The sequence below is a fragment of the Microbacterium sp. genome, from assembly GCF_036277215.1.
Classification (GTDB): domain Bacteria; phylum Actinomycetota; class Actinomycetes; order Actinomycetales; family Microbacteriaceae; genus Microbacterium.
This window is the reverse complement of record NZ_DASUNI010000146.1, coordinates 1-21,451: the sequence shown is the minus strand read 5'-3', so window position 1 is coordinate 21,451 and position 21,451 is coordinate 1. Positions and strand designations below refer to the sequence as shown.

Below are 21,451 nucleotides of genomic sequence, written 5' to 3'. Positions count from 1 at the left end.
CTCAGACCACGGAGTCGAGCTGCTCGGCCATCGCCACACGCGCGCCGCCGCGCACCCGCGGCCATGCCTCGGCGAGGATGTCGACGGCGGCGACCAGGTCGTCCGGTGACGCGGTGAACGGGATGCGGAGATGCCGGTCGTGGCCGCCGTCCACAGAGAACCGAGGGCCGGCCGACAGCAGCAGTCCCCGCGATCGTACGTCCATCACGAGCCCCGAGCTCAGCGGCGCGTCCAGCTCGATCCACAGTGAGACCCCGCCCTGCGCGTGCGGTGCGTGCCACTCCGGCAGAGCTCGTGAGACCGCCGCCAGGACGGCATCCCGTCCATTGCGAAGGACGTGCGAGCGCTGTGCGACGACTGCGCCGAACTGTGGGAAGAGGGTCGCTGCGACGGCCTGCTCGAACTCCGGAGTGCCCAGGTCCTGTGCCGGGCGCGCCGCCACCAGCCGTCGCACCAGATCGGTCTCGCCGCGGATCCATCCCACGCGCAGCCCGCCCCAAACGGTCTTCCCGAGCGAGCCGACGCGGACCACGAGCGAGGGATCGCCGTCGAGGAAGCCGGGTGCGACCGTCCCGCGGTCGATGTCGAGGTCCGCGGTGGTCTCGTCCAGCACGAGGATCGTGCCGGCCCGTTCCGCGGACTGCAGGATCGTGGTTCGCGCCCCCGTCGACATCGACCGCCCGGTGGGGTTCTGGAAGTCCGGCATCAGGTACGCCATGATCGGCAGCGTCCGTGCGAACGCCTGCTCGGCGCGATCCAGGTCCCAGCCGTCCGCGGAGGTCACCGGCACGCCGACCAGCCGCGTGCCGGCGCGACGCAGCGCGTCGGCCGCGTGGGGGTAGGTCGGCGTCTCGATCAGCACCCGATCCCCCCGGCCGGCGAGAACGCCCGCCAGGAGGTGGATCGCGCTTTGGGCGCCGCTCGTCACGATGATCTGGTCCGGTGAGGTGGGAATGCCGCGGTCGCAGTACCGCCGGGCGATGGCCTCGCGCAGTTCGATCCGCCCGACCACGTCGTATCCGACGCGCGAGACCAACGACGACGCCGACGCCGCCACCTCGGACAGGACCCCCGCCAGACCCGGCCACGCCGGCGGGCTCGCCTGCTGCAGATCGATCGCGCCGTCGCTGACCAGCGTCCGCCCGGGGTCTCGGCGGCGCAGGGGCAGCGTCACGCTTCCCGAACCGCGGGTGCTCGCGATGTGCCCCGACTCGCGGAGGCTTCGGTAGGCGGCCGCAACCGTGCTGCGGCTCACCCGAAGGAACGCCGCCAGCTCCCGTTCCGCAGGCAGCGCGGTGCGCGGAGCGAGCCTGTTGTCGAGGCAGAGCAGGCGGATGCCGTCCGCCAGAGCTTCGTACGCCGGCTCGCGCGTGCGCCAGCCGCCGAGGGCGGCCGCCAGTGCACGGGCGGATATCCGAGAGTCCATGAAGCCAGAGTAATCGAATTGGACTGCAGCGTTCGAGCCAATCATCCGATTGGATGGGCGCATGCCTCGTCGCGTCATTCAACTCCTCATCGGCCTGCTCCTCTACGGAGCCGGGTGCGCCCTCACCGTTGAGGCGGGACTGGGCGTCGACCCCTGGACGGTGCTCGCACAGGGGATCTCCCTCCACACGGGAATCGGCATCGGCTGGGTGACGAACGTCCTCGGCTTCCTGGTGCTTCTCCTATGGATTCCGCTGCGACAGCGACCGGGCGTCGGAACGATCGCGAACATCCTCCTGGTGGGCACGAGCATGCAGGTCGTGCTGTGGATCGTGCCGCCGATCATGGGGATGTGGGCTCAGATCGGTGTCCTCTTGGGCGGCATCCTGCTCGTCGCCGTGGCTTCCGGCCTTTACATCGGAGCGCGATTCGGCCCCGGCCCGCGCGATGGACTGATGACCGGGCTGCACTCCCGGCTCGGCTGGCCGATCTGGGCCTGCCGCGCCGTCGTCGAGGTCGCGGTGCTCGCGATCGGCTGGGTGCTCGGCGGCACGGTCGGGATCGGCACAGTGCTGTTCGCGGTGCTCATCGGGCCCCTGGTCCACGCCGCGCTGCCGCTGCTGGACACAGCCCGCGCTCGGAAGAGCATGCCCGCCGAGCGAGCCTTCCCGACGGGTGTTTCGAGCTGACGCGTCAGTGCTCGCGGAACTCCGGCCAGTCGCTGCCAGGCGTCATCCGCGAGTGCAGAGCGTTCTTGGCGATCTCCATCGAGGGATACTTGCCGGCTGACGAGTCGGCGCCGGCCATGGTCACGGTGTAGCCGTCCTCGTCCTTGCGGATGCTGCCGACGACACCGGACTGCCCGTAAGCCACCCACAGGCTGTGATGCGTTTCAGTGCTCATCTGAACCCCTTCCGTGCCCCTCGACGCTACGCCCGCTGGTTCGGCGACGCCAGTGGTCTCGAGCGCGTGTCGCACGCCGTCCGCGGTGCGCGGCGCAATCGACTTGCCGGTCGTGGTGCCCCCGACAGGACTCGAACCTGTGACCGGCGGATTAGAAGGCCGCTGCTCTATCCACTGAGCTACGGAGGCGCGAATCAAGGTTATCGCGCCGCGATCGGGGACCCCGGAACGCCCTCGCCCCGGAAGCCGTGTCCCATGCCCCTGACTAGGATGGACCCCATGGTGGGGGCATCCGACAACGACCGGCTCGTGTGGATCGACTGCGAAATGACGGGCCTGGACCTGTCGGTCGATGAGCTGGTCGAGATCGCCGTCGTCGTCACCGACTTCGAGCTCCGACCTCTCGATCCGGGGTTCTCGATCGTGATCAAGCCGGATGCGTCGGCGATGGCCCACATGAACGACTTCGTGACCGACATGCACCACAAATCCGGTTTGCTGACCGAGATCCCCGGCGGCGTGAGCGTCGCCGAAGCCGAGTTCGAGGCGCTCGAGTACATCCAGCGCTTCGTGCCGCTCGAGGGCAAGGCCCCCCTGGCCGGCAACACGATCGGCACCGACCGCATGTTCCTCGCGAAATACATGCCGCGCGTGGATCGCTGGCTCCACTACCGCAATGTCGACGTCTCCAGCATCAAAGAGCTCAGCAGGCGGTGGTATCCCCGGGCGTACATCCACGCCCCCGCGAAAGGCGGCGGCCACCGGGCGCTCGCCGACATCCGCGAATCCATCCTGGAACTGACCTACTACCGCTCCGCGGTGTTCGTGCCCGAGCCCGGACCGACAAGCGACGGAGCTCGCGCTGCAGCGGCCGCGGCCGTTTCGTCGTTCGCTCCCGGAGTATGAGAGAATTTTCGGGTTGCCCGCATGCGCGGGAGACATGGTGGGTATAGCTCAGTTGGTAGAGCACCTGGTTGTGGTCCAGGGGGCCGCGGGTTCAAGTCCCGTTACTCACCCCAATGCTTGACATGGATGCCGCGGCTTTCGAGTCACTTGTGGTCGATGAGCTCGATCGGCTACCCGACGACATGGTCGAGGGACTCGACAATGTCGTGTTCGTCGTCGAGGACCGTCCCGAGGACGGAAGCCTCGATCTGCTGGGTCTCTACGACGGATGGGCGCTCACCGAACGCGATCGCTACGGTGTCGGCGAGCTGCCCGACCGCATCATCGTGTACCGCGAGCCGCACCTGGCCGCCTGCGACAGCGAGGGCGAGTTGCGCGACGAGGTTCACACCACGCTCGTGCACGAGATCGCGCACTTCTACGGGATCGACGACGAACGACTGCATGAACTGGGATGGGCCTGATGGTGCTGCTGGCGACGCCTGACCTGGACGAGCAGGTCGGCACGCATCTCGACGAGGAGACGACGCCGCCTTGGCAGACGGTCGTGTGGAACGATCCGGTCAACCTCATGAGCTATGTCACGCACGTTTTCCGCGAATACTTCGGTTTCGACCGCTCGCGTGCCGAGCAGCTGATGCTTGCTGTGCACCATGAAGGCCACGCCGTGGTGGCGGAAGGTGCCCGGGAGCAGATGGAACTGCACGTGCAGGCCATGCACGACTACGGCCTGTGGGCGACGATCCGGCAGGCGCCGCGATGAGCGGCGCACGCACGGTCGTGCTCGAGCTGACGCGGATGGAGGCCGCTCACCTCGCGGGACTGGTGACGCAGTTCACGGAGCTCCTCGAGGGCGCCGAGAGCGGGGCGGGCGACCCGGCGATCGCTCGCCTCGTTCCGGACGCCTACGCAGACGACGCGGCTGCGGCGCAGGACTTCCGTGACGTGACGGAGCACGACCTGCTCGAGCGCCGCCGACAGGATGCGGCGGAGGTGCTCGAGTCCCTCCGCGAGCCGGGCTCGCTGCCCGACGACGCCCAGCCGGACGACGAGGCGCTCATGGAACTCGTGGAGCTGCGGCTGCAACCCGACGCCCTCCGGGCGTGGCTGCGCTGTCTGGCTGCGATCAGGCTGGTGCTCGCGACGCGCTTGGACATCCGGAGCGAGGACGATCACGACGTCGACGATCCCCGGTTCGGGATCTACGAGTGGCTCGGCTATCGACTCGACGGCCTGGTGCAGGCCGCGACCGGCGACGACTGAGCGGCCCTACGGGATCGCGAAGAGGTGCGTCGCGAGACGGGTGGGCTCATTGCGCGCGATATGGCGCTCCTCCTGCTCGGCCCACCGAGTCCAGTGCGGTCGGAAGGCGTCGCCGTCTCGTTCCAGCGCCCGCCGCATGCGCGATCGCGGCGGCGATTCGAGCCACACGCGCACGTCACCGAGCCGGGCTGTCTCGGCGGTGAGCAGTCCCGAGCCTTCGACGATCAGTGGCAGCGATGGGTCGACGGCATGGGCCTCCGCCGGAACGGACGCGTCCCAGTCCCATCGCTCCCACACGCCGATCAAGCCTCGCGCGTGCGGGCGGAGAATCAGGTCGCGGGCCGCTTGCACGCCTTCGGCGAGGCCGTCCCACCCCGGGTAGAGGGAATCGAGGGCGACGAGTTGCACGCGCCCGCGCAGCGGCCAGCGCCCGACCAGCTTGCGGGCCAAGGAGGACTTCCCGGAGCCGCTGCGACCGTCGATGAGCACGACCGGATTCGACGCGGCCACGCCGACGATCGCCGCGAGGACTTGGGTGGCCGCGATCTCGAGGGCGGCGGTGACCGGGTCGGCGTCAGCGCTTGAGGGCGCGGATGACACGGCTGAGGGCGCGACCGGCGACCCATACGAACGGAATCGCCACCGCAAGGAAGGAGACGATGTTCGGCTCGAACCGGAGATCTCCGCCGCGACGCACGTACGCGCCCAGCGGCACGGCGTAGCCGCCGCCTCCGCCGCCGCCGTTGCCCGCCTCGTCGGATCCTCCGCCGAAGCCGGACCACGTGATGGCGACCGGGACGATGCGGACGCCGTCGACGTCCACCTGCTCGCCGTAGGCGCTTTTCACGCCGAAGGACGCGGACTGCTTGCCGAGCTCGAGTGCGATGTTGGGCATGCCTCCACGGTAGCGGGCGGAGGGCGGCATGCCCAGCGCCGGGCGCGGGTCGGCGCTCAATCCATGCGGGGCGGCTTGGGGTGGGAGGGCAGCGACCCTCCACCGCGCGGACCGCCGATCAGCGTCGCGCGCGTGACCGCTCCGCGGCCGAACCGCGCGGTCGCGTCGTCAAGCGCACCCTCGACTCGCCGCCATTCGGCGTCGTCGTCCCACAGCATCGGCTCGCCGCCGCCGGCAGCGCGCAGCTTCTCGGCCCGTACACCCACCAGCCGCACGGGAAGTGATCGCTCGATCGAGGCGAACAGGTCCAGAGCCGCCTCGCCGATCCGCTGGCCGACGGCGGTGGGCTCGGGAAGGGTCTGCGATCGGCTGATCGTCGTGAAGTCGGCGAACCGGACCTTGATCGCGATGGTGCGTGCCTCCCACCCGTGCTCGCGCAGACGCGCACCGACGCGATCGGCGAGGCGGCGGAACTCGGAACGCAGCACGCCGGGATCGGCGATGTCGGTGAGGAACGTCTCCTCGTGGCCGACGCTCTTCTCCACGTGGTCGGTGTCGACGCTCCTCGCATCCACTCCGCGCGCGAGGTGCCAGATGCGCTCGCCCATCGCGCCGCCGAGCGCGCGATCCAGCACCGCGCGCGGCGTCTCGAGCACGTCCGCGACGGTGTGGATGCCACGCGCCTCGAGCACCTCGGCGGACTTGGGTCCTATGCCCCAGAGCGCACGCACGGAACGGGGTGCGAGGAAGGCGGCGGTCTCGGCCTCCGAGACGATCAGCAGGCCGTCGGGTTTGCTGATCGTGGATGCCATCTTGGCGACATGCTTGGTGGCGGCGACGCCGATGCTGCAGGTCAGGCCGGTTTCGTCGAGCACACGCTGTCGCAGCATCCGAGCGATCTGGCCGGGTGTGCCCCACAGTCGGCGCGCGCCGCGCACATCGAGGAACGCCTCATCGATCGAGAGCGGCTCGACCAGCGGCGTCACGTCGTGGAAGATGCGCATGACCTCTTGGGAGACGGCGACATAGCGTTCGAAGTGGGGGCGCACGGTGATCGCCGTGGGACACAGGCGCAGTGCCTGGCCGACCGACATCGCCGAGCGGACGCCGAATCGGCGTGCTTCGTAGGACGCGCTGGATACGACCCCGCGCCCTTCGAAGCCGCCGACGATGATGGGCTTGCCTTTCAGCGACGGATCGTCGAGCACCTCGACCGACGCGTAGAACGCGTCCATGTCGACATGCAGGATGCCGGTCCCGTCGTCGTCCGCGCCTTCGGGCGAGACCAGGCGCCCCGTTCCGTCGCCCCGTCCCATGACTAGATGATCCCCGCAGCCGCCGACAGCCCGTTCGACGCTACTGCGCGGCCCGCTCGAGGATCAGCTCGCGCACGCGCGCGGCATCCGCTTGACCGTGCATGGCCTTCATGACCGCGCCGATGACCGCGCCGGCGGCCTGGACCTTGCCGTCGCGGATCTTCGCCATCACGTCCGGCTGAGAGGCGAGCGCGGCGTCGATCGCGCTGATGAGAGCCCCGTCGTCCGAGACGACCGCGAGGCCGCGCCGGTCGATGACCTCCTGAGGCGTGCCCTCGCCCTGGATGACGCCCTCGAGCACCTGTCGGGCGAGCTTGTCGGTCAGAGTTCCGGCATCGATCAGACCCTGCAGCGCCGCCACGTCGGCGGGCGAGACGAGCTCGGCGGCCTCGCGTCCGTGCGCGTTCGCGGTGCGGGTGATCTCGCCCGTCCACCACTTGCGTGCGGCGGCGGGCGTCGCCCCGGCGGCGATCGTCGCGGCGACCTCGGCGAGCAGGCCGCCGTTGGCGACGTCCTGGAACTCGAGGTCGCTGAAGCCCCATTCGTTCTTGAGCCTGCGCCGGCGCTCGGCCGGCGGCTCGGGAAGCGCGGCTCGCAGTTCCTCGATGAGCTCGGCCGAAGGGGCTACGGGCAGCAGGTCGGGCTCGGGGAAGTAGCGGTAGTCGTCGGCGTCGGACTTCGGGCGGCCCGGCGAGGTGGTACCGGTGTCCTCGTGCCAGTGCCGCGTCTCCTGCGTGATGGAGCCGCCGTTCGCCAGGATCGCCGCCTGACGCTGGATCTCATAGCGCACCGCACGCTCCACTGAACGCATCGAGTTCACGTTCTTGGTCTCGGTCCGGGTGCCGAGCTTCTGCTGCCCGCGGGGCCGCAGTGAGACGTTCGCATCGCAGCGCAGGTTGCCCCGCTCCATGCGCGCGTCGGAGATGTCCAGAGCCAAGACGATGTCGCGGATCGTCTGCACGTACGCCTTGGCGATCTCCGGCGCACGATGCTCGGTGCCGTAGATCGGCTTGGTGACGATCTCGACGAGGGGCACTCCCGCGCGGTTGTAGTCCACGAGCGAGTACTCCGCACCCTGGATGCGCCCTGTTGATCCGCCGACATGGGTGAGCTTGCCGGCGTCCTCCTCCATGTGGGCGCGCTCGATCGGCACGACCACGCGCGTTCCGTCGGCGAGCTCCACCTCGACCGACCCCTCGAACGCGATCGGCTCGTCGTACTGCGAGATCTGGTAGTTCTTGCCGAGGTCGGGGTAGAAGTAGTTCTTTCGCGCGAAGCGGCTGGACGGCGCGATCTGGCACCCGAGCGCCAGCCCGAGCGAGATCGAGTAGCGAACAGCCTGCTCATTGACCACCGGCAGCGAGCCGGGAAGTCCCAGGTCGACCGGCGCCAGGTCCGAGTTCGGCTCCCGCCCGAAGGAGTTGGGCGCGGCCGAGAACATCTTGGTCTTCGTGTTGAGCTCGACGTGCACCTCGAAACCGAGGACGGGCTCGAACAGCTCGAGCGCCTTGTCGAAGTCCATCAGCTGATCTTCAGCCATGTCAGGCAACACCTCCCCGGACGGCTGCCGGCAATACGGGGGCACGGTCCAGCAGCGGCGCGCCCCACGAGTCGACGAGCAGCGCTTCGAGTGCTGCGCCGACCCGGTACAGGGTCGCGTCCTGGCGGGCCGCTGCCAGGAACTGGATGCCGACGGGCAAGCCGTCCTCCTGCGCCAGTCCGGATGGTATGGAGATACCCGGGACGCCGGCGAGGTTCGCGGGGATGGTCGTGACGTCGTTCAGGTACATCTGCATGGGATCGTCGATCTTCTCGCCGAGCCGGAACGCGGTCGTCGGCGCGGAGGGGGTCGCGATGACATCGACCTGCGCGAACGCAGCGTCGAAGTCGCGCTGGATGAGCGTGCGCACCTTCTGCGCCGACCCGTAGTACGCGTCGTAGTAGCCCGCCGACAGGGCATAGGTGCCCAGGATGATGCGGCGTTTCACCTCGTCGCCGAAACCGGCCTCGCGCGTGGCAGCCATGACGTCCTCCACGGTGGCACTGCCCGAGGGCGTCACGCGCATGCCGAACCGCACCGAGTCGAACTTCGCCAGGTTGCTGGATGCCTCGGCCGGGAGGATCAGGTAGTACGCGGCGACGCCGAACTCGAAGTGGGGTGCGCTGATCTCGACGATCTCGGCGCCCTGCGCTTCCATCATTGCCAGAGCGGACCGGAACGAGGCCGACACGCCGGCCTGGAAGCCGGTGTCGGGCAGCTCCCGGATCACTCCCACGCGCAGCCCGCGCAGCACGTCGCCGCGCGACCCCTCCCGTGCGGCATCCGCGAAGGACGGCCACACGTCGGTGAGGGAGGTCGAGTCGTTAGGGTCGTGGCCGCCGATCACGTCGTGCAGGAGGCCGGCATCGAGCACGGTGCGCGTGACGGGTCCGACCTGGTCGAGGCTCGATGCCAGCGCGATGGCGCCGTAGCGGCTGACGCCGCCGTAGGTCGGCTTCAAGCCGACCGTGCCGGTGACGTGCGCAGGCTGGCGGATGGATCCGCCCGTGTCGGAGCCGAGCGCGAGCGGCGCCTCGAAGGCGGCGACGGCTGCGGCGGAGCCGCCGCCCGATCCGCCCGGGATCCGGTCGAGATCCCAGGGGTTGTGCGTGGCTCCGTATGCCGAGTGCTCGGTCGAGGAGCCCATCGCGAACTCGTCCATGTTCGTCTTGCCGAGGGGCACCAGGCCTGCGGCGCGGGCGCGGGCCACGACGGTCGCATCGAACGGCGACAGGTAGCCCTCGAGGATCCGCGAGCCGCTGGTGGAGGGCATGTCGGTCGTGACCAGGACATCCTTGATCGCCAGGGGAACGCCTGCGACGGGGCCGAGGGCCTCCCCCGTGGCGCGGCGCCTGTCGATGTCGGCGGCGACGTCGAGCGCGTGGTCGCTCACGTGCAGGAAGGCGTGGATGTCGCCGTCGACGTCCGCGATCCTGTCCAGATGCGCCTGCGTCGCCTCGACACTGGACACCTCGCCCGACGAGAGCTGCGCGGCGAGGTCTGCCGCTGACAGGCGGATGAGGTCGTCGCTCACTGCTCCTCCCCCAGGATCGCGGTCACGCGGAACCTGCCGTCGGCGGCATCGGGCGCGTTCTGGAGCGCCTGAGCGAGCGTCAGCGTCTGACCGACCTCGTCGGCGCGGTAGACGTTCTTCAGCGGAATCGGGTGGCTCGTCGCGGGCACCTCGGGGGTGGCCACCTGCGACACCTTGGCGATGTTGTCGACGATCACGTCGAGCTGCCCGGTCAGCCGCTCGACCTCCTCATCGCTCAGCTTGATCCTGGCGAGCACGCCGAGATGGCGCACGAGATCGGGGGTGATTTCAGACACTCCCCAAGTCTAGGCGGTCTGTCATCGGCGCCCTGCGGCCGCCGCGGAGACCGCCCTAGGCTGATCGGGTGACGACGTACGAGCCTCCCCGTCCGTGGATCGCCAGCTATGCCGAGGGGGTGCCCGAAGACCTGCCGCCCGTCACCGGGTCGCTCGTGGACATCGTCCAAGCCTCGGCTCGGGACTACCCGGACGCCCCTGCCCTGCAGTTCTTCGGCCGGACGACCTCCTATCGCGAACTCAACTACGCGATCGACCGCGCGGCCGCCGGTCTGCGCGATCAGGGAGTCCGGGCAGGCGACCCGGTAGCCATCGTGCTGCCCAACTGCCCCCAGCACATCGTGGCGTTCTACGCGATCCTGCGGCTCGGCGCGGTCGTCATCGAGCACAACCCGCTGTACACCCCGCGTGAGCTGCGAAAACAGTTCGAAGATCACGGCGCCAAGCACGCGATCGTCTGGAGCAAGGTCGTCTCGACCGTCCAGGAGTTTCCGGCCGACCTCGCGGTCACCTCGCTGATCTCGGTTGACATCACACGCGCGATGCCTGTGCGAACGCGGCTGGCGCTGAGACTGCCGGTCGCGAGGGCTCGCGAGGCGCGCACGGCTCTGCACGAGAGGGTGACCGGCACGGTGTCGTGGGAATCCATCGTGAAGACGGCTCCTCTTCCGGTGTCGCATCCGAAGCCCGCCACCGACGACCTCGCTCTCATCCAGTACACGAGCGGGACGACCGGCTCGCCCAAGGGCGCCGCCCTGACGCACCGCAACCTCCTCGCCAACGCCGCGCAGGCGCGCGCATGGGTCCCGTCGATCGTCCGCGGCGACGGCTGCGTCGTCTACGCGGTGCTCCCGATGTTCCACGCCTACGGGCTCACGCTCTGCCTCACCTTCGCCATGTCGATGGGAGCGCGACTCGTGCTGTTCCCTCGCTTCGACCCCGACATGGTTCTCGATGTCACGCGCAAGCACCCGGCGACATTCCTTCCACTCGTGCCGCCGATCGCGGACCGCCTCCTGAGGGCGGCGCGCGAGAAGGGCGTGTCGCTGGCCGGCACGCAGATCGCGATATCCGGGGCGATGGCCCTGCCGCATGAGCTCGTCGTCCCGTTCGAAGCGGCATCCGGCGGATACCTCGTCGAGGGCTACGGATTGAGCGAATGCTCACCGGTGCTGATGGCCAATCCGGTCGCCGACAACCGGGTCCCGGGCACGGTCGGACTGCCTCTGCCCGGGACGGAGCTGCGGGTCGTGGACCCGGACGACCCGGCGACGGATGTCGCACCCGGCGCGCGCGGCGAGCTGATCGTGCGCGGTCCGCAGGTGTTCAGCGGCTACTACGGCAAGCCCGAAGAGACCGAGAAGGTCTTCATCGACGGCTGGTTCCGCACCGGCGACATCGTGACCGTGGACGAGGCGGGCTTCGTGCGGATCGTGGATCGCATCAAGGAGCTCATCATCACCGGGGGATTCAACGTCGCGCCGACCGAGGTCGAGATCGCGCTTCGCCAGCATCCGCAGGTCGAGGATGCCGCGGTCGTCGGCCTGCCCAGCGCACAGTCCGGCGAGCAGGTCGTCGCAGCGATCGTCGCCGCACCCGGCGCTGACATCGATGTGGAGTCGGTTCGCGAGTTCGCGCGCAGCATCCTCACGCCGTACAAGGTTCCGCGGCGGATCTTCATCGTGGAGGAGCTGCCGAAGTCGCTCATCGGAAAAGTGCTGCGCCGCCAGGTCCGTGACTCGCTGCTGGAGCTGACGGCAGGCGGCTGACCGCCGGCGCCCGCCGGGCTCAGTCGGCGAGACCGTCGCGTGCCACCGCGACCGCATACGGGTAGAGGGTCGCGCTCATGACGCCCGCCGCGACGGCCGGATCGGTCTCCATGACCGCGCGGGCGGAAGTCTCATCGGGTGCCTCGAAGATCGTGATGCCCCACGTCCCCTCTTCCACCTGCGTTCTGCCTGCCAGGATGAGGATGCCCGCTTCCTTCAGCGCGACCAGGTAGCCGAAGTGCTCGGCGACGATCGCGGTTTCCTCGTCGGTCGCAGCGGCGACCATCTCAGGCCGCGTCGGGACTATCCGGTATACCCACTGCGTCATCGGCCGCTCACCCCTCTGTCTCGACGGTCGCGGACGCGGGCGGGTCCAGCGCATCCGGACCTCGGGTCACCAGCACGTGGAACTGCGCCGCGTCGATGATCCGCACGCCCAGCTCCTCCGCCTTGGCGAGCTTCGAGCCCGCACCCGGCCCTGCGGCGACGAAGTCGGTCTTCTTCGACACGCTCGATGCAGCCTTACCGCCGGCGTCCAGGATCGCCTGCTGCGCGCCCTCGCGACTGTATCCTTCGAGAGATCCGGTCGCTACTACGGTGAACCCCTCCAGCACACCGCCCTCCACCGAGGCGGCACCGGGACCTGGATGCCCCGGCGTCGCCAACTGCGCTCCGGCGGCCGCCCACCGCTCCACGATGTCGCGGTGCCAATCGACGTCGAACCAATCGGTGAGGGAGTCGGCGATGATCCCGCCCACGCCCTCCACGGCCGCGAGCTCGTCGCGGGATGCCGCCCGGATGGCGTCGATCGACCCGAACCACTGGGCGAGCGCGCGAGCGGCGACCGGACCGACGTGGCGTACGCTGAGCGCGACCAGAAAGCGCCACAGCTCTTTGGTCTTGGCGGCCTCGAGGTTCACCAGCAGCTGCGTGGCCGCAGCCGACAGGATGTGACCGGCGTCGCCGTCGAACGGGCCGTCCGTACGGAAGGCCGGATCGCTCTTCTTGCGCTGACGGCGGAAGGGTGATCGGGTGTCCGCAGTGCCGTCTTCGAGCAGGCGGGGCAGGCCGGTCTCGGCATCCCGCACGACCACGTCGATCGCGAACAGGTCCTCCGCGCCGAGGTCGAACAGCCCCGCCTCCGTGATGAGCGGAGGGATCTCAGGCCGAACCGGCTGCGTCAGCGCCGCCGCCGACACTTCGCCGAGTCCCTCGATGTCCAGCGCCCCGCGCGACCCGATGTGGTCGACGCGCCCGCGCACTTGCGCAGGGCACGAACGCGCGTTGGGGCACCGGAGGTCGATGTCGCCCTCTTTCGCTGGGGCGAGGCGGGATCCGCACTCCGGACAGTCGGCGGGCATCACGAACGCACGCTCGGTGCCGTCGCGCAGCTCGACGACCGGGCCGAGCACTTCCGGGATCACGTCGCCCGCCTTCCGGAGCACGACGGTGTCGCCGATCAGCACGCCCTTGGCCTTGACGACATCCTGGTTGTGCAGCGTCGCCTGCCGGACGACGCTCCCGGCCACCCGTGCCGGCTCCATGACGGCGAACGGCGTCGCGCGGCCGGTGCGGCCTACCGACACGACGATGTCGAGCAGTTTCGTGTTCACCTGCTCCGGCGGGTACTTGTAGGCGATGGCCCAGCGCGGAGCTCGGCTCGTGGCGCCCAGCTCATCGTGCAGGGCGAGCTCGTCGACTTTGACCACGATGCCGTCGATCTCGTGCTCGACGTCGTGGCGGTGCCCGCCGTAGTGCTGGATGAACGCATCGGCGGCCTCGGCGGAATCCGCCACGGTGAAGTAGGCGCTGGTCGGAAGTCCCCATGAGGCCAGCAGCTCGTAGATCTCGCTCTGGGTGGACACCGGCGGATCCGGCCAGGCCCCGATGCCGTGCACGGTCATGCGCAGACGGGACAGCCGCTGGTGCATCGCATCGAGCTGCCGCTGGTTCTTACCCTCGGTCTTCTGCCGCAGCGAGCCGCTCGCCGCGTTGCGGGGATTCGCGAACAGACGATCGCCCATCTTCTCCTGGTAGGCATTGAGCGATTCGAAGTCGGCGACGTTGAAGAAGACCTCGCCGCGCACTTCGACCAGAGCCGGATGTCCGTCGCCGAGGAGGCGCGGCGGGATGCCGCGCAGTTGGCGGACGTTGTCTGTGACGTCCTCTCCGACCCGCCCGTCGCCGCGCGTCGCCGCCGAGACCAGCCGGCCGTGCTCGTACCGCAGAGACAGCGCGAGCCCGTCGATCTTCAGCTCGCAGAGGTAGTGCACCCGCCTGCCCGCATCGCGCTCCACCTTCGCAGCCCAGGCGAGGAACTCCGCGTCGCTGAACACGTTGTCCAGGCTGAGCATCCGCTCGGCGTGCTCCACGGGTGCGAACAGCGTTCCGGATGCCGCGCCGACGGACAGGGTCGGCGAATCCTGACCCTGCAGCTCCGGGTGGAGGCGCTCGATCGCCTCGAGCTGATGCATCCAGCCGTCGTAGGTCGCATCATCGACGATCTCGGCATCCCGGCCGTAGTACGCGTCCCGCGCCCCGAGGATCAGCTCGGTGAGTCGCACCGCCTCGGCGCGTGCGCTCTCGAGCGGCAGGTGGGCGATATCGGCGCCGGCTGCGGCACCTGCGTCTGTAGCGGCGTCCGTCACGACCGCAAGTCTAGAAGTCCCCTGCGACAGCAGGTCGTCCTGGTGCAGCGCGGATCAGCAGCGCGGTTTCAAACCCCGGCGGGCACTGCAGAAACGGTGCGATCGATCGTGAACTGCCCGAGCACGCGGGTCCCCTCGTACAGGACCGCCGTCTGGCCGGGCGCGACGCCGTCCAGCGGCGAGTCCGGCGTCACCGTCACCGTGCCCGCGCCCACGATCGCGCGCGCCGGCACCGGATCGGCGTGCGCGCGGATCTGCACGTGGCACGGGAATTCCGAGGAGACGGGTGCCGCGCCCGCCCACGTGTGCTTCTGCCCCGAGATCGCGGCGGTGGCGAGCGCCTCCTTCGGGCCCACGACGACCGTGTTGGAGACCGGACGCACCTCGAGCACGAAGCGGGGCCTGCCGTCCGGTGCGGGCACGCCGATCGCCAGACCGCGCCGCTGGCCGACCGTGAACGCGTGCGCGCCCTCGTGCGAGCCGACGACGGCGCCGGAGCGGTCGACGATCTCGCCCCGTTCGGCACCGACCCGGTCGGCGAGCCAGCCCCGCGTGTCGCCGTCCGGGATGAAGCAGATGTCGTGGCTGTCGGGCTTGTGCGCCACGGTCAGCCCGCGTGCCTGTGCCTCGGCGCGCACCAGCGCCTTGGACGGCGTCTCGCCCAGCGGGAAGAGCGTGTGTGCCAGCTGCTCGCCCGTCAGAACCCCGAGGACGTAGGACTGATCTTTCGCGGCATCGCTCGCGCGATGCAGCTCCGGCTCGCCGGAGGGGCCATCGCGCAGGATCGCGTAATGACCCGTGCAGACGGCGTCGAACCCGAGGTCGAGGGCCTTCTCGAGCACCGCGGCGAACTTGATCCGCTCGTTGCAGCGCATGCAGGGATTCGGCGTACGACCCGCGCTGTACTCGGCGACGAAGTCTTCGATCACGTCGTCGCGGAACCGCTCGGAGAAGTCCCACACGTAGAACGGGATGCCGAGACGGTCGGCGGCGCGACGGGCGTCCATCGCGTCCTCGATCGTGCAGCATCCACGGCTGCCGGCACGCAGGGTCCCGCCCGCGCGGGAGAGAGCCAGGTGGACGCCGACGACATCGTGACCCGCGTCAAGGGCGCGCGCAGCGGCCACGGCGGAATCCACCCCGCCACTCATCGCCGCCAGCACACGCATGCGAAGAGTCTACGAGCGTGCGGCTCAGCCGAGCCTGGGAACGCCCACGCGGCGCGACGAGAGACCGGCCGTACGGGCCCGCTCGTAGGCCGCGGGCAGCGCGGCGATGACCGCGTCGACGTCGGCCTCACTCGTCGTGCGACCGATCGTGATGCGCAGAGCGCTGCGAGCGGCGGCATCGCTCAGCCCCATCGCGCGCACCACGTGCGACGGCTCCGGCACCCCCGCCTGACACGCCGAGCCCGTCGACACCGCGATGCCGGCGCCGTCCAGCAGCAGCAGCAGCGAATCGCCCTGCGCTCCGGGGAACACCGCATGCAGGTGGCCGGGAAGGCGCTCCGCACCCGCCGCCGACACTTGGATCTCGGGGATCCGCTCACGCAGGCCGGCCTCGAGCCGATCCCGCATCGCACTGGCACGCGCCGCTTCGACGGCGAGCTCCGAGACCGCGAGCTCCGCGGCGATCGCGAACGCCGCGGCACCCGCGGCGTCCTGCGTGCCCGCCCGCAATCCCCTCTGCTGTCCCCCGCCGTGCAGGAGCGGCTCGACCCGCGCCTCGCGTGAAACCACGAGAGCGCCGACGCCCACCGGTCCGCCGAGCTTGTGAGCGGCCACGCTCAGCGCCACCAGCCCGGCGCTGCCGGAACCGGAATCCCGCCGCAGTCCGCGGAAGGAGAGCGGAGCGTGCCCGAAGGCGCCGACGGCATCCACGTGCAGGGGCACGTCGGCGCGCACGCACGCGGCGGATGCCTCGACGAGCGGCTGCAGCGTGCCCACCTCGTTGTTCGCCGCGAGCACGGTGGCCGCCGCGGCATCCCCGCCGCCCACTGCGGCATCCCACGCATCGAGGTCCACGCGGGCGTTCCGGTCGATCGACACCCACTCGAGCTCGGCGACCTCATGAGCGTGCAGCCAGTTCAGCGTGTCGAGCGTCGCGTGATGCTCCCCGACAGGGGCGACGATCGCTGTGAGCCCCGTCGATTCCCGGCGAGCACGGTAGAGCCCGGTGATCCCGAGGTTCACGGATTCCGTGCCGCCCGATGTGAACACGACCTCGATCGGATCGCAGTCCAGCGCCGCGGCGAGGCGCTCGCGCGAGTCCTCGAGCAGCCGCCGCGCCGACTGACCCGCGCTGTGTATCGAGGAGGCGTTGCCGACCGCCTCGGTCGCCACGAGCCACGCGTCTCGCGCCTCCGCCCTCAGGGGCGTGGACGCGGCGTGGTCGAGGTAGACGACCATGCTTGTCCCCCGCTCGACGTAACCCGCATACCCGCAGCATTACTACTGTAGAGCGCATGGTTTCGTCCGACTCCCTCGCCGGGATAGCCCCCGGTGCGGGGCTGCTCAGTTCCGACCTCGACGACCTCGGCGTCACGCTCGGGCCGGAGGGCGGGACGCTGCGCGTCTGGTCGGCATCCGCCGGAGACGTCGAACTCCTGGTCTTCGACGACAGCGACCTCGACTGGATCACCGACACGATCCCCCTGCAGCCGGTCGGCGGGGATGTGTGGAGCATCACGACCCCGCTCCTGCGCGCCGGCACCCGGTATTCGATCCGCGTCGACGGACCCCATGGGACCGGCAACACGTTCAACAGCGGCACCCTGCTGGTCGAGCCGTATTCCAAGGGATTGGTCAGCGGCGGGTTCGAGGACTGGCGCTCCGTCGTCATCGACGGCGGTTTCGACTGGGGCGGGGTCTCCAAGCCCGACGTGCCGCTGGATCGCACGATCATCTACGAGGGCCATGTCAAAGGCATGTCCAAGCGGCATCCACTCGTGCCGCCTGCGCTGCACGGGACCTATGCGGGCCTCGCGCACCCCGCCATGATCGAGCACTTCCTGCGGCTCGGCGTCACGAGCATCGAGCTGCTTCCGATCCACGCGTTCGCGACCGAGCCGCGCCTGCTCCAGCACGGGCTCACCAACTACTGGGGCTACAACACCCTCAACTTCTTCACGCCGCACGGCGCGTACGCCACCGAGGCCAATCGCCGGCACGGCCCGGAAGCGATCCTGCGCGAGTTCAAGGGAATGGTGAAGCTCCTGCACGCGGCCGGTCTCGAAGTGATCCTCGACGTCGTCTACAACCACACCGCCGAGGAGGGCCTCGGCGGGCCGCGTACGAGCCTGCGCGGCATCGACAACCGCTCGTACTACCGCCAGCACGACAACGGCGAGTACATCGACGTGACGGGATGCGGCAACTCCGTCAACACGACGACGGATGCCGCGGCGCGCCTGGTCCTGGACTCTCTCCGGTACTGGGCGAACGACGTTCAGATCGACGGCTTCCGCTTCGACCTCGCCGCGACACTCGGACGGGACGGCGCCCATCGGTTCACTCCCGACCACCCGCTGCTGCGCGCGATCATCGACGATCCCGCGCTCGCGGGCGTCAAGAAGATCGCCGAGCCGTGGGACGTGGGCATGGGCGGCTGGCAGACCGGAAACTTCGGCGACGGCTGGCTCGAGTGGAACGACCGCTACCGCGACCGTGTCCGCAACTTCTGGCTGAGCGATGTCGACTACGCACGCCGCGCATCGACGGCGCCGGTCGGCATCGGCGGTTTCGCGACGCGCCTGTCAGGCTCCTCGAACACGTTCGACGTCGAGCGCGGGCCCCTCGCGAGCGTCAACTTCGTCACCGCGCACGACGGGTTCACACTGCGCGATCTGGTCTCCTACGACGTCAAGCACAATGTGGGCAACGGCGAGCAGAACCGGGACGGCGCCGACACCAACCGCTCGTTCAACCACGGCGCCGAGGGTCCCACCGCGGACGAGGGGATCCTCGCCACCCGGCGCAAAGCGATGCGCAACCTGCTCGGCACCCTCCTGCTTTCCGCCGGGGTGCCCATGATCACCGCCGGCGACGAGTTCGCCCGCACGCAGCGCGGCAACAACAACGCCTACTGCCACGACTCCGCGCTCACCTGGCTGCCGTGGCAGCACGCGCCGTGGCAGGAGGATCTGTTCGCGCACGTCCAGCGTCTGACCCAGCTGCGTCGTGAGAACCCGGCGCTGCGTCCGATCCGGTTCGCCAAGCTCAACGAGCGCACCCCGTCGGCGTCGGTCATGGAGTGGTACGACCAGAACGGCGAGACCATGCTCCTCGACCAGTGGACCGACCCGGCCAACCGCACAATGCAGTACGTGGCCGCATCGACACCCGAGCGCGAGGAGTTCAACCGGATCCTTCTCATGGTGCACGGCAACGAGCAGCCGGTCGACGTCACACTTCCCGCCATCGAAGGGGTTTCGACCTTCGTGTCGCTGTGGTCGAGCGAGGACGAGTCCCCGGATCCGGCCGCCGCGGAATTCCATCCCGGCGACGTCGTGCCGCTCGTCGGAACGTCGATGCGGCTGTTCCGCGCACAGTAGGCCACGGCGATCCGGCGCGCCATAGTCTGTCCTCTCGGCGGGGTGCGCGGTAGGTTCGAGAGGTGGCCACGACGACGCGCACAGCGCGCACATCCCCCTGGCGCAGCGCCTCTCCGATCCCGGTCCGAGCGGCAGCCGATGCGCAGTCCGAACGCACGACGACCACCCCGCGCATCCCGCTCGCGCTCCCTTCACCCTCGGTTCCGGATGGGAAGTTCCGGCCCAGCGCCTACGCCGGAGAGGTCGTCCCGTTCCGCACGACCTCGTTCCGCGAAGGTCATGATCGCATCGGTGTGCACGTGCGGCTCTTCTCCCCGTCGGGCGACGAATCGCTGCACCGGCTGCATCCCCTCAACGATGGATTCGACCGCTGGGAGACCGCGATCGCGCCGCTCGAGGAGGGCGTGTGGCGGTTTCGGTTCGAGGCGTTCGCCGACGACTTCGCCACGTGGGAGCACGCAGCGGATGTGAAGATCGCCGCCGGTGTCGACGTACCGGTCATGCGGGAAATGGGTGCCCAGCTGTTCGATCGCGCGGCCGTCGACAAGTCGCGACCGGCCGCGGAGAGGAGGCAGCTGCAGAACGCCGCGAAGACCCTGCGCGATCCCGGCGCGAGCGAGGAGGCGGTCCTCGAGGTCGTGCATGATCCGGCGCTCGCGGCGTTCTTCGCCGCGCGACCCCTGGCCTCGCTCCAGACCGTCGGACCGGATCTCGAATTGCTCGTCGAGAGGGAGCGGGCCGGCGTCGGCGCCTGGTACGAGTTCTTCCCCCGCTCGGAGGGGGCGCGCCTGCTGAAGGACGGCACGATCAAGAGCGGCACGTTCCGCTCGGCCGTCCGCAGGCTTCCCGGTGTGGCCGCGATGGGCTTCGATGTGCTTTACCTGCCGCCCATCCATCCCATCGGCCGGCTGAATCGCAAGGGGCGCAACAACACCCTCGACCCGCAGCCCGGGGATCCCGGATCGCCGTGGGCGATCGGCGCCGAGGAGGGTGGACACGACACCGTGCACCCCGATCTGGGAACGCTCGCCGACTTCCGGGCGTTCGTCCGCGCCGCCCGGGCCGAGGGGCTCGAGGTCGCGCTCGATTTCGCCCTCCAGGCCGCTCCCGATCACCCGTGGGTCACCGCCCACCCGGAGTGGTTCACGACGCTGCCGGACGGCAGCATCGCTTACGCCGAGAACCCGCCCAAGAAGTACCAGGACATCTACCCGATCAACTTCGACAACGATCCGGACGGCATCCGGAACGAGGCTCTGCGCGTGATCCGGCACTGGATCGCGCAGGGGGTCAAGATCTTCCGGGTCGACAACCCGCACACCAAGCCGCTGCAGTTCTGGGAATGGCTGATCGCGACCGTGTCGGCCGACCACCCGGACGTCGTCTTCCTCGCGGAGGCGTTCACGCGACCCGCCCCGCTGCAGGGCCTTGCGCTGGCCGGATTCCAGCAGAGCTACACGTACTTCACGTGGCGGAACACGAAGCTCGAGCTCGAGGAATTCCTCACCGGTCTCGCCCGTGACACCGCGGACTATCTGCGGCCGAATCTCTTCGTGAACACCCCCGACATCCTGACCGAGTATCTGCAGTTCGGCGGCCGGCCGGCATACAAGATCCGCGCCGCGCTCGCTGCGACCGGCGCGCCGACCTACGGCGTGTACGCGGGGTACGAGCTGTTCGAGAACGTCGCGCGGCCCGGATCCGAAGAGAACATCGACAACGAGAAGTACGAGTACAAGCTGCGGGACTGGGCGGATGCCGAGGCGCGCGGCGATTCGCTCGCGCCGTACCTCACGCGGTTGAACGAGATCCGACGGCAGCATCCTGCGCTCGGACAGCTGCGCAACCTCAGCGTGCACTGGAGCGACGACGACGCGATCCTCGTGTTCTCGAAGCGGATCCCCGGCGAGCTGTCCCCGACCGGCCGTTCGGACACGATCCTGGTCGTCGCGAACGTCGATCCGCATTCGGTGCGACAGACGATGGTTCACCTCGACACCCGTGTGTGGGGCGTCGAGCCGGGTGAGCCGTTCGAGGTGGAGGATCTCGTCACAGGCGAGCAGTGGACCTGGTCCGACCACAACTTCGTCAAGCTCGACGCCTTCACTGAACCGGTCCACATTCTGCACGTGAAGGAGTCTTCATGACCACCACGACTGACAACCTGCTGGACGCCGTCGCCGCCGGATCCCACCACGACCCGCATTCCGTTCTCGGCATGCACCTCGGGACGGACGCGGAGGGCGCGCCGGAGTGGACCATCGGGGCCCGGCGCCCGCTGGCCCAGAGCGTCACCGCGGTGTTCCACGACGGCACGCGCGTTCCTCTCGAGCACGTTCGCGCCGGGATCTGGGAGGGCCAAAAATCCGGCGACGGGGGCAGCTACCAGCTCATCACGACATAC

The 21,451-nt window shown here is 69.4% G+C and carries 21 protein-coding genes and 2 tRNA genes; 10 read left to right on the top strand and 13 right to left on the bottom strand.

The window, feature by feature from the left end; genetic code table 11:
• Window position 1: 1 nt before the first annotated feature.
• Window positions 2-1,426 (bottom strand): PLP-dependent aminotransferase family protein, encoded by a 1,425-nt coding sequence (locus VFX99_RS07540; RefSeq protein ID WP_329665679.1) that lies wholly within the window; start codon window positions 1,424-1,426, stop codon window positions 2-4.
• Between the two features lie 61 nt (window positions 1,427-1,487).
• On the opposite strand from VFX99_RS07540, the gene VFX99_RS07535 reads away from it, so the two are divergent.
• A complete protein-coding gene (locus tag VFX99_RS07535) occupies window positions 1,488-2,114 on the top strand; it encodes a hypothetical protein (RefSeq protein WP_329665678.1) in 627 nt (208 codons plus the stop codon).
• A 4-nt stretch (window positions 2,115-2,118) separates the two neighbouring features.
• On the opposite strand, the gene VFX99_RS07530 is transcribed toward VFX99_RS07535, so the two are convergent.
• Both VFX99_RS07530 and VFX99_RS07525 read right to left on the bottom strand, forming a co-directional pair.
• The gene (locus tag VFX99_RS07530) at window positions 2,119-2,328 is read right to left on the bottom strand and encodes a methyltransferase (RefSeq protein WP_329665677.1); all 210 of its coding nucleotides are present in this window, start codon (window positions 2,326-2,328) and stop codon (window positions 2,119-2,121) included.
• 113 nt (window positions 2,329-2,441) lie between these two features.
• Window positions 2,442-2,517 (bottom strand) — tRNA-Arg (locus VFX99_RS07525).
• Between the two features lie 90 nt (window positions 2,518-2,607).
• Here VFX99_RS07525 and orn point away from each other — a divergent pair.
• The 5 genes from orn (at window position 2,608) to VFX99_RS07500 (ending at window position 4,497) form a co-directional block, all read left to right on the top strand.
• The gene (gene orn, locus VFX99_RS07520) at window positions 2,608-3,234 is read left to right on the top strand and encodes an oligoribonuclease (protein ID WP_329665676.1); all 627 of its coding nucleotides are present in this window, start codon (window positions 2,608-2,610) and stop codon (window positions 3,232-3,234) included.
• A gap of 37 nt (window positions 3,235-3,271) precedes the next feature.
• A tRNA-His gene (locus VFX99_RS07515) sits at window positions 3,272-3,347 on the top strand.
• Window positions 3,348-3,698 (top strand): metallopeptidase family protein, encoded by a 351-nt coding sequence (locus VFX99_RS07510; protein WP_329665675.1) that lies wholly within the window; start codon window positions 3,348-3,350, stop codon window positions 3,696-3,698.
• The gene (clpS, locus tag VFX99_RS07505) at window positions 3,689-3,997 is read left to right on the top strand and encodes an ATP-dependent Clp protease adapter ClpS (RefSeq protein WP_329665674.1); all 309 of its coding nucleotides are present in this window, start codon (window positions 3,689-3,691) and stop codon (window positions 3,995-3,997) included. The genes VFX99_RS07510 and clpS overlap by 10 nt, the downstream gene beginning before the upstream one ends.
• A complete protein-coding gene (locus VFX99_RS07500; RefSeq protein WP_329665673.1) occupies window positions 3,994-4,497 on the top strand; it encodes a DUF2017 family protein in 504 nt (167 codons plus the stop codon). Before clpS ends, VFX99_RS07500 begins: the two co-directional genes overlap by 4 nt.
• A 6-nt stretch (window positions 4,498-4,503) precedes the next feature.
• Here VFX99_RS07500 and VFX99_RS07495 read toward each other — a convergent pair whose 3' ends face one another.
• Genes VFX99_RS07495 through gatC form a run of 6 tightly spaced genes read right to left on the bottom strand, consistent with a single transcriptional unit; the run spans window position 4,504 to window position 10,078 of the window.
• On the bottom strand, window positions 4,504-5,097 hold the full coding sequence (locus VFX99_RS07495; RefSeq protein WP_329665672.1) for a hypothetical protein: 594 nt from the start codon (window positions 5,095-5,097) through the stop codon (window positions 4,504-4,506).
• On the bottom strand, window positions 5,072-5,392 hold the full coding sequence (locus VFX99_RS07490) for a hypothetical protein (RefSeq protein WP_329665671.1): 321 nt from the start codon (window positions 5,390-5,392) through the stop codon (window positions 5,072-5,074). Before VFX99_RS07490 ends, VFX99_RS07495 begins: the two co-directional genes overlap by 26 nt.
• A 56-nt stretch (window positions 5,393-5,448) precedes the next feature.
• The gene (gene dinB / locus VFX99_RS07485; RefSeq protein ID WP_329665670.1) at window positions 5,449-6,708 is read right to left on the bottom strand and encodes a DNA polymerase IV; all 1,260 of its coding nucleotides are present in this window, start codon (window positions 6,706-6,708) and stop codon (window positions 5,449-5,451) included.
• 40 nt (window positions 6,709-6,748) lie between these two features.
• Window positions 6,749-8,248 carry an Asp-tRNA(Asn)/Glu-tRNA(Gln) amidotransferase subunit GatB gene (gatB, locus tag VFX99_RS07480; protein ID WP_329665669.1) on the bottom strand — a complete coding sequence of 500 codons (1,500 nt, stop codon included), beginning with the start codon at window positions 8,246-8,248 and terminating at the stop codon, window positions 6,749-6,751.
• 1 nt (window position 8,249) lies between these two features.
• Window positions 8,250-9,782 (bottom strand): Asp-tRNA(Asn)/Glu-tRNA(Gln) amidotransferase subunit GatA, encoded by a 1,533-nt coding sequence (gatA, locus tag VFX99_RS07475; protein ID WP_329665668.1) that lies wholly within the window; start codon window positions 9,780-9,782, stop codon window positions 8,250-8,252.
• Window positions 9,779-10,078 (bottom strand): Asp-tRNA(Asn)/Glu-tRNA(Gln) amidotransferase subunit GatC, encoded by a 300-nt coding sequence (gene gatC, locus VFX99_RS07470; protein WP_329665667.1) that lies wholly within the window; start codon window positions 10,076-10,078, stop codon window positions 9,779-9,781. The genes gatA and gatC overlap by 4 nt, the downstream gene beginning before the upstream one ends.
• Before the next feature lie 68 nt (window positions 10,079-10,146).
• Here gatC and VFX99_RS07465 point away from each other — a divergent pair, with 68 nt between their 5' ends.
• Complete coding sequence (locus VFX99_RS07465; RefSeq protein WP_329665666.1) at window positions 10,147-11,847, top strand: long-chain-fatty-acid--CoA ligase; 1,701 nt, start codon at window positions 10,147-10,149, stop codon at window positions 11,845-11,847.
• A 19-nt stretch (window positions 11,848-11,866) separates the two neighbouring features.
• On the opposite strand, the gene VFX99_RS07460 is transcribed toward VFX99_RS07465, so the two are convergent.
• The 4 genes from VFX99_RS07460 to VFX99_RS07445 form a co-directional block, all read right to left on the bottom strand.
• Complete coding sequence (locus VFX99_RS07460; protein ID WP_329665665.1) at window positions 11,867-12,175, bottom strand: YciI family protein; 309 nt, start codon at window positions 12,173-12,175, stop codon at window positions 11,867-11,869.
• Window positions 12,176-12,182: 7 nt separating this feature from the next.
• Complete coding sequence (gene ligA, locus VFX99_RS07455; protein ID WP_414684337.1) at window positions 12,183-14,495, bottom strand: NAD-dependent DNA ligase LigA; 2,313 nt, start codon at window positions 14,493-14,495, stop codon at window positions 12,183-12,185.
• A gap of 68 nt (window positions 14,496-14,563) precedes the next feature.
• Window positions 14,564-15,664: a tRNA 2-thiouridine(34) synthase MnmA gene (gene mnmA, locus VFX99_RS07450; RefSeq protein WP_329665664.1), complete on the bottom strand. Its 1,101-nt coding sequence runs from the start codon at window positions 15,662-15,664 to the stop codon at window positions 14,564-14,566.
• Between the two features lie 24 nt (window positions 15,665-15,688).
• Entirely contained in the window at window positions 15,689-16,903 is a 1,215-nt protein-coding gene (locus tag VFX99_RS07445) for a cysteine desulfurase family protein (protein WP_329665663.1), read from the bottom strand.
• A gap of 56 nt (window positions 16,904-16,959) precedes the next feature.
• On the opposite strand from VFX99_RS07445, the gene glgX reads away from it, so the two are divergent.
• The 3 genes from glgX to VFX99_RS07430 all read left to right on the top strand — a co-directional run.
• Window positions 16,960-19,047: a glycogen debranching protein GlgX gene (gene glgX / locus VFX99_RS07440; RefSeq protein WP_329665662.1), complete on the top strand. Its 2,088-nt coding sequence runs from the start codon at window positions 16,960-16,962 to the stop codon at window positions 19,045-19,047.
• A 62-nt stretch (window positions 19,048-19,109) separates the two neighbouring features.
• The gene (locus tag VFX99_RS07435) at window positions 19,110-21,194 is read left to right on the top strand and encodes an alpha-1,4-glucan--maltose-1-phosphate maltosyltransferase (protein WP_414684336.1); all 2,085 of its coding nucleotides are present in this window, start codon (window positions 19,110-19,112) and stop codon (window positions 21,192-21,194) included.
• Window positions 21,191-21,451, top strand: a 261-nt coding sequence (locus VFX99_RS07430; RefSeq protein WP_414684335.1) for a GlgB N-terminal domain-containing protein, incomplete at its 3' end; no start/stop codon positions are given. The genes VFX99_RS07435 and VFX99_RS07430, both read left to right, overlap by 4 nt.

Excerpts from the sequence above, each read along its gene's own strand:
- VFX99_RS07540 (WP_329665679.1), bottom strand. The coding sequence starts at position 1,426 with ATGGACTCTCGGATATCCGCCCGTGCACTGGCGGCCGCCCTCGGCGGC.
- VFX99_RS07535 (WP_329665678.1), top strand. The coding sequence starts at position 1,488 with ATGCCTCGTCGCGTCATTCAACTCCTCATCGGCCTGCTCCTCTACGGA.
- VFX99_RS07530 (WP_329665677.1), bottom strand. The coding sequence starts at position 2,328 with ATGAGCACTGAAACGCATCACAGCCTGTGGGTGGCTTACGGGCAGTCC.
- orn (WP_329665676.1), top strand. The coding sequence starts at position 2,608 with ATGGTGGGGGCATCCGACAACGACCGGCTCGTGTGGATCGACTGCGAA.
- VFX99_RS07510 (WP_329665675.1), top strand. The coding sequence starts at position 3,348 with ATGCTTGACATGGATGCCGCGGCTTTCGAGTCACTTGTGGTCGATGAG.
- clpS (WP_329665674.1), top strand. The coding sequence starts at position 3,689 with ATGGGCCTGATGGTGCTGCTGGCGACGCCTGACCTGGACGAGCAGGTC.
- VFX99_RS07500 (WP_329665673.1), top strand. The coding sequence starts at position 3,994 with ATGAGCGGCGCACGCACGGTCGTGCTCGAGCTGACGCGGATGGAGGCC.
- VFX99_RS07490 (WP_329665671.1), bottom strand. The coding sequence starts at position 5,392 with ATGCCCAACATCGCACTCGAGCTCGGCAAGCAGTCCGCGTCCTTCGGC.
- dinB (WP_329665670.1), bottom strand. The coding sequence starts at position 6,708 with ATGGGACGGGGCGACGGAACGGGGCGCCTGGTCTCGCCCGAAGGCGCG.
- gatB (WP_329665669.1), bottom strand. The coding sequence starts at position 8,248 with ATGGCTGAAGATCAGCTGATGGACTTCGACAAGGCGCTCGAGCTGTTC.
- VFX99_RS07460 (WP_329665665.1), bottom strand. The coding sequence starts at position 12,175 with ATGACGCAGTGGGTATACCGGATAGTCCCGACGCGGCCTGAGATGGTC.
- mnmA (WP_329665664.1), bottom strand. The coding sequence starts at position 15,664 with ATGCGTGTGCTGGCGGCGATGAGTGGCGGGGTGGATTCCGCCGTGGCC.
- VFX99_RS07445 (WP_329665663.1), bottom strand. The coding sequence starts at position 16,903 with ATGGTCGTCTACCTCGACCACGCCGCGTCCACGCCCCTGAGGGCGGAG.
- glgX (WP_329665662.1), top strand. The coding sequence starts at position 16,960 with ATGGTTTCGTCCGACTCCCTCGCCGGGATAGCCCCCGGTGCGGGGCTG.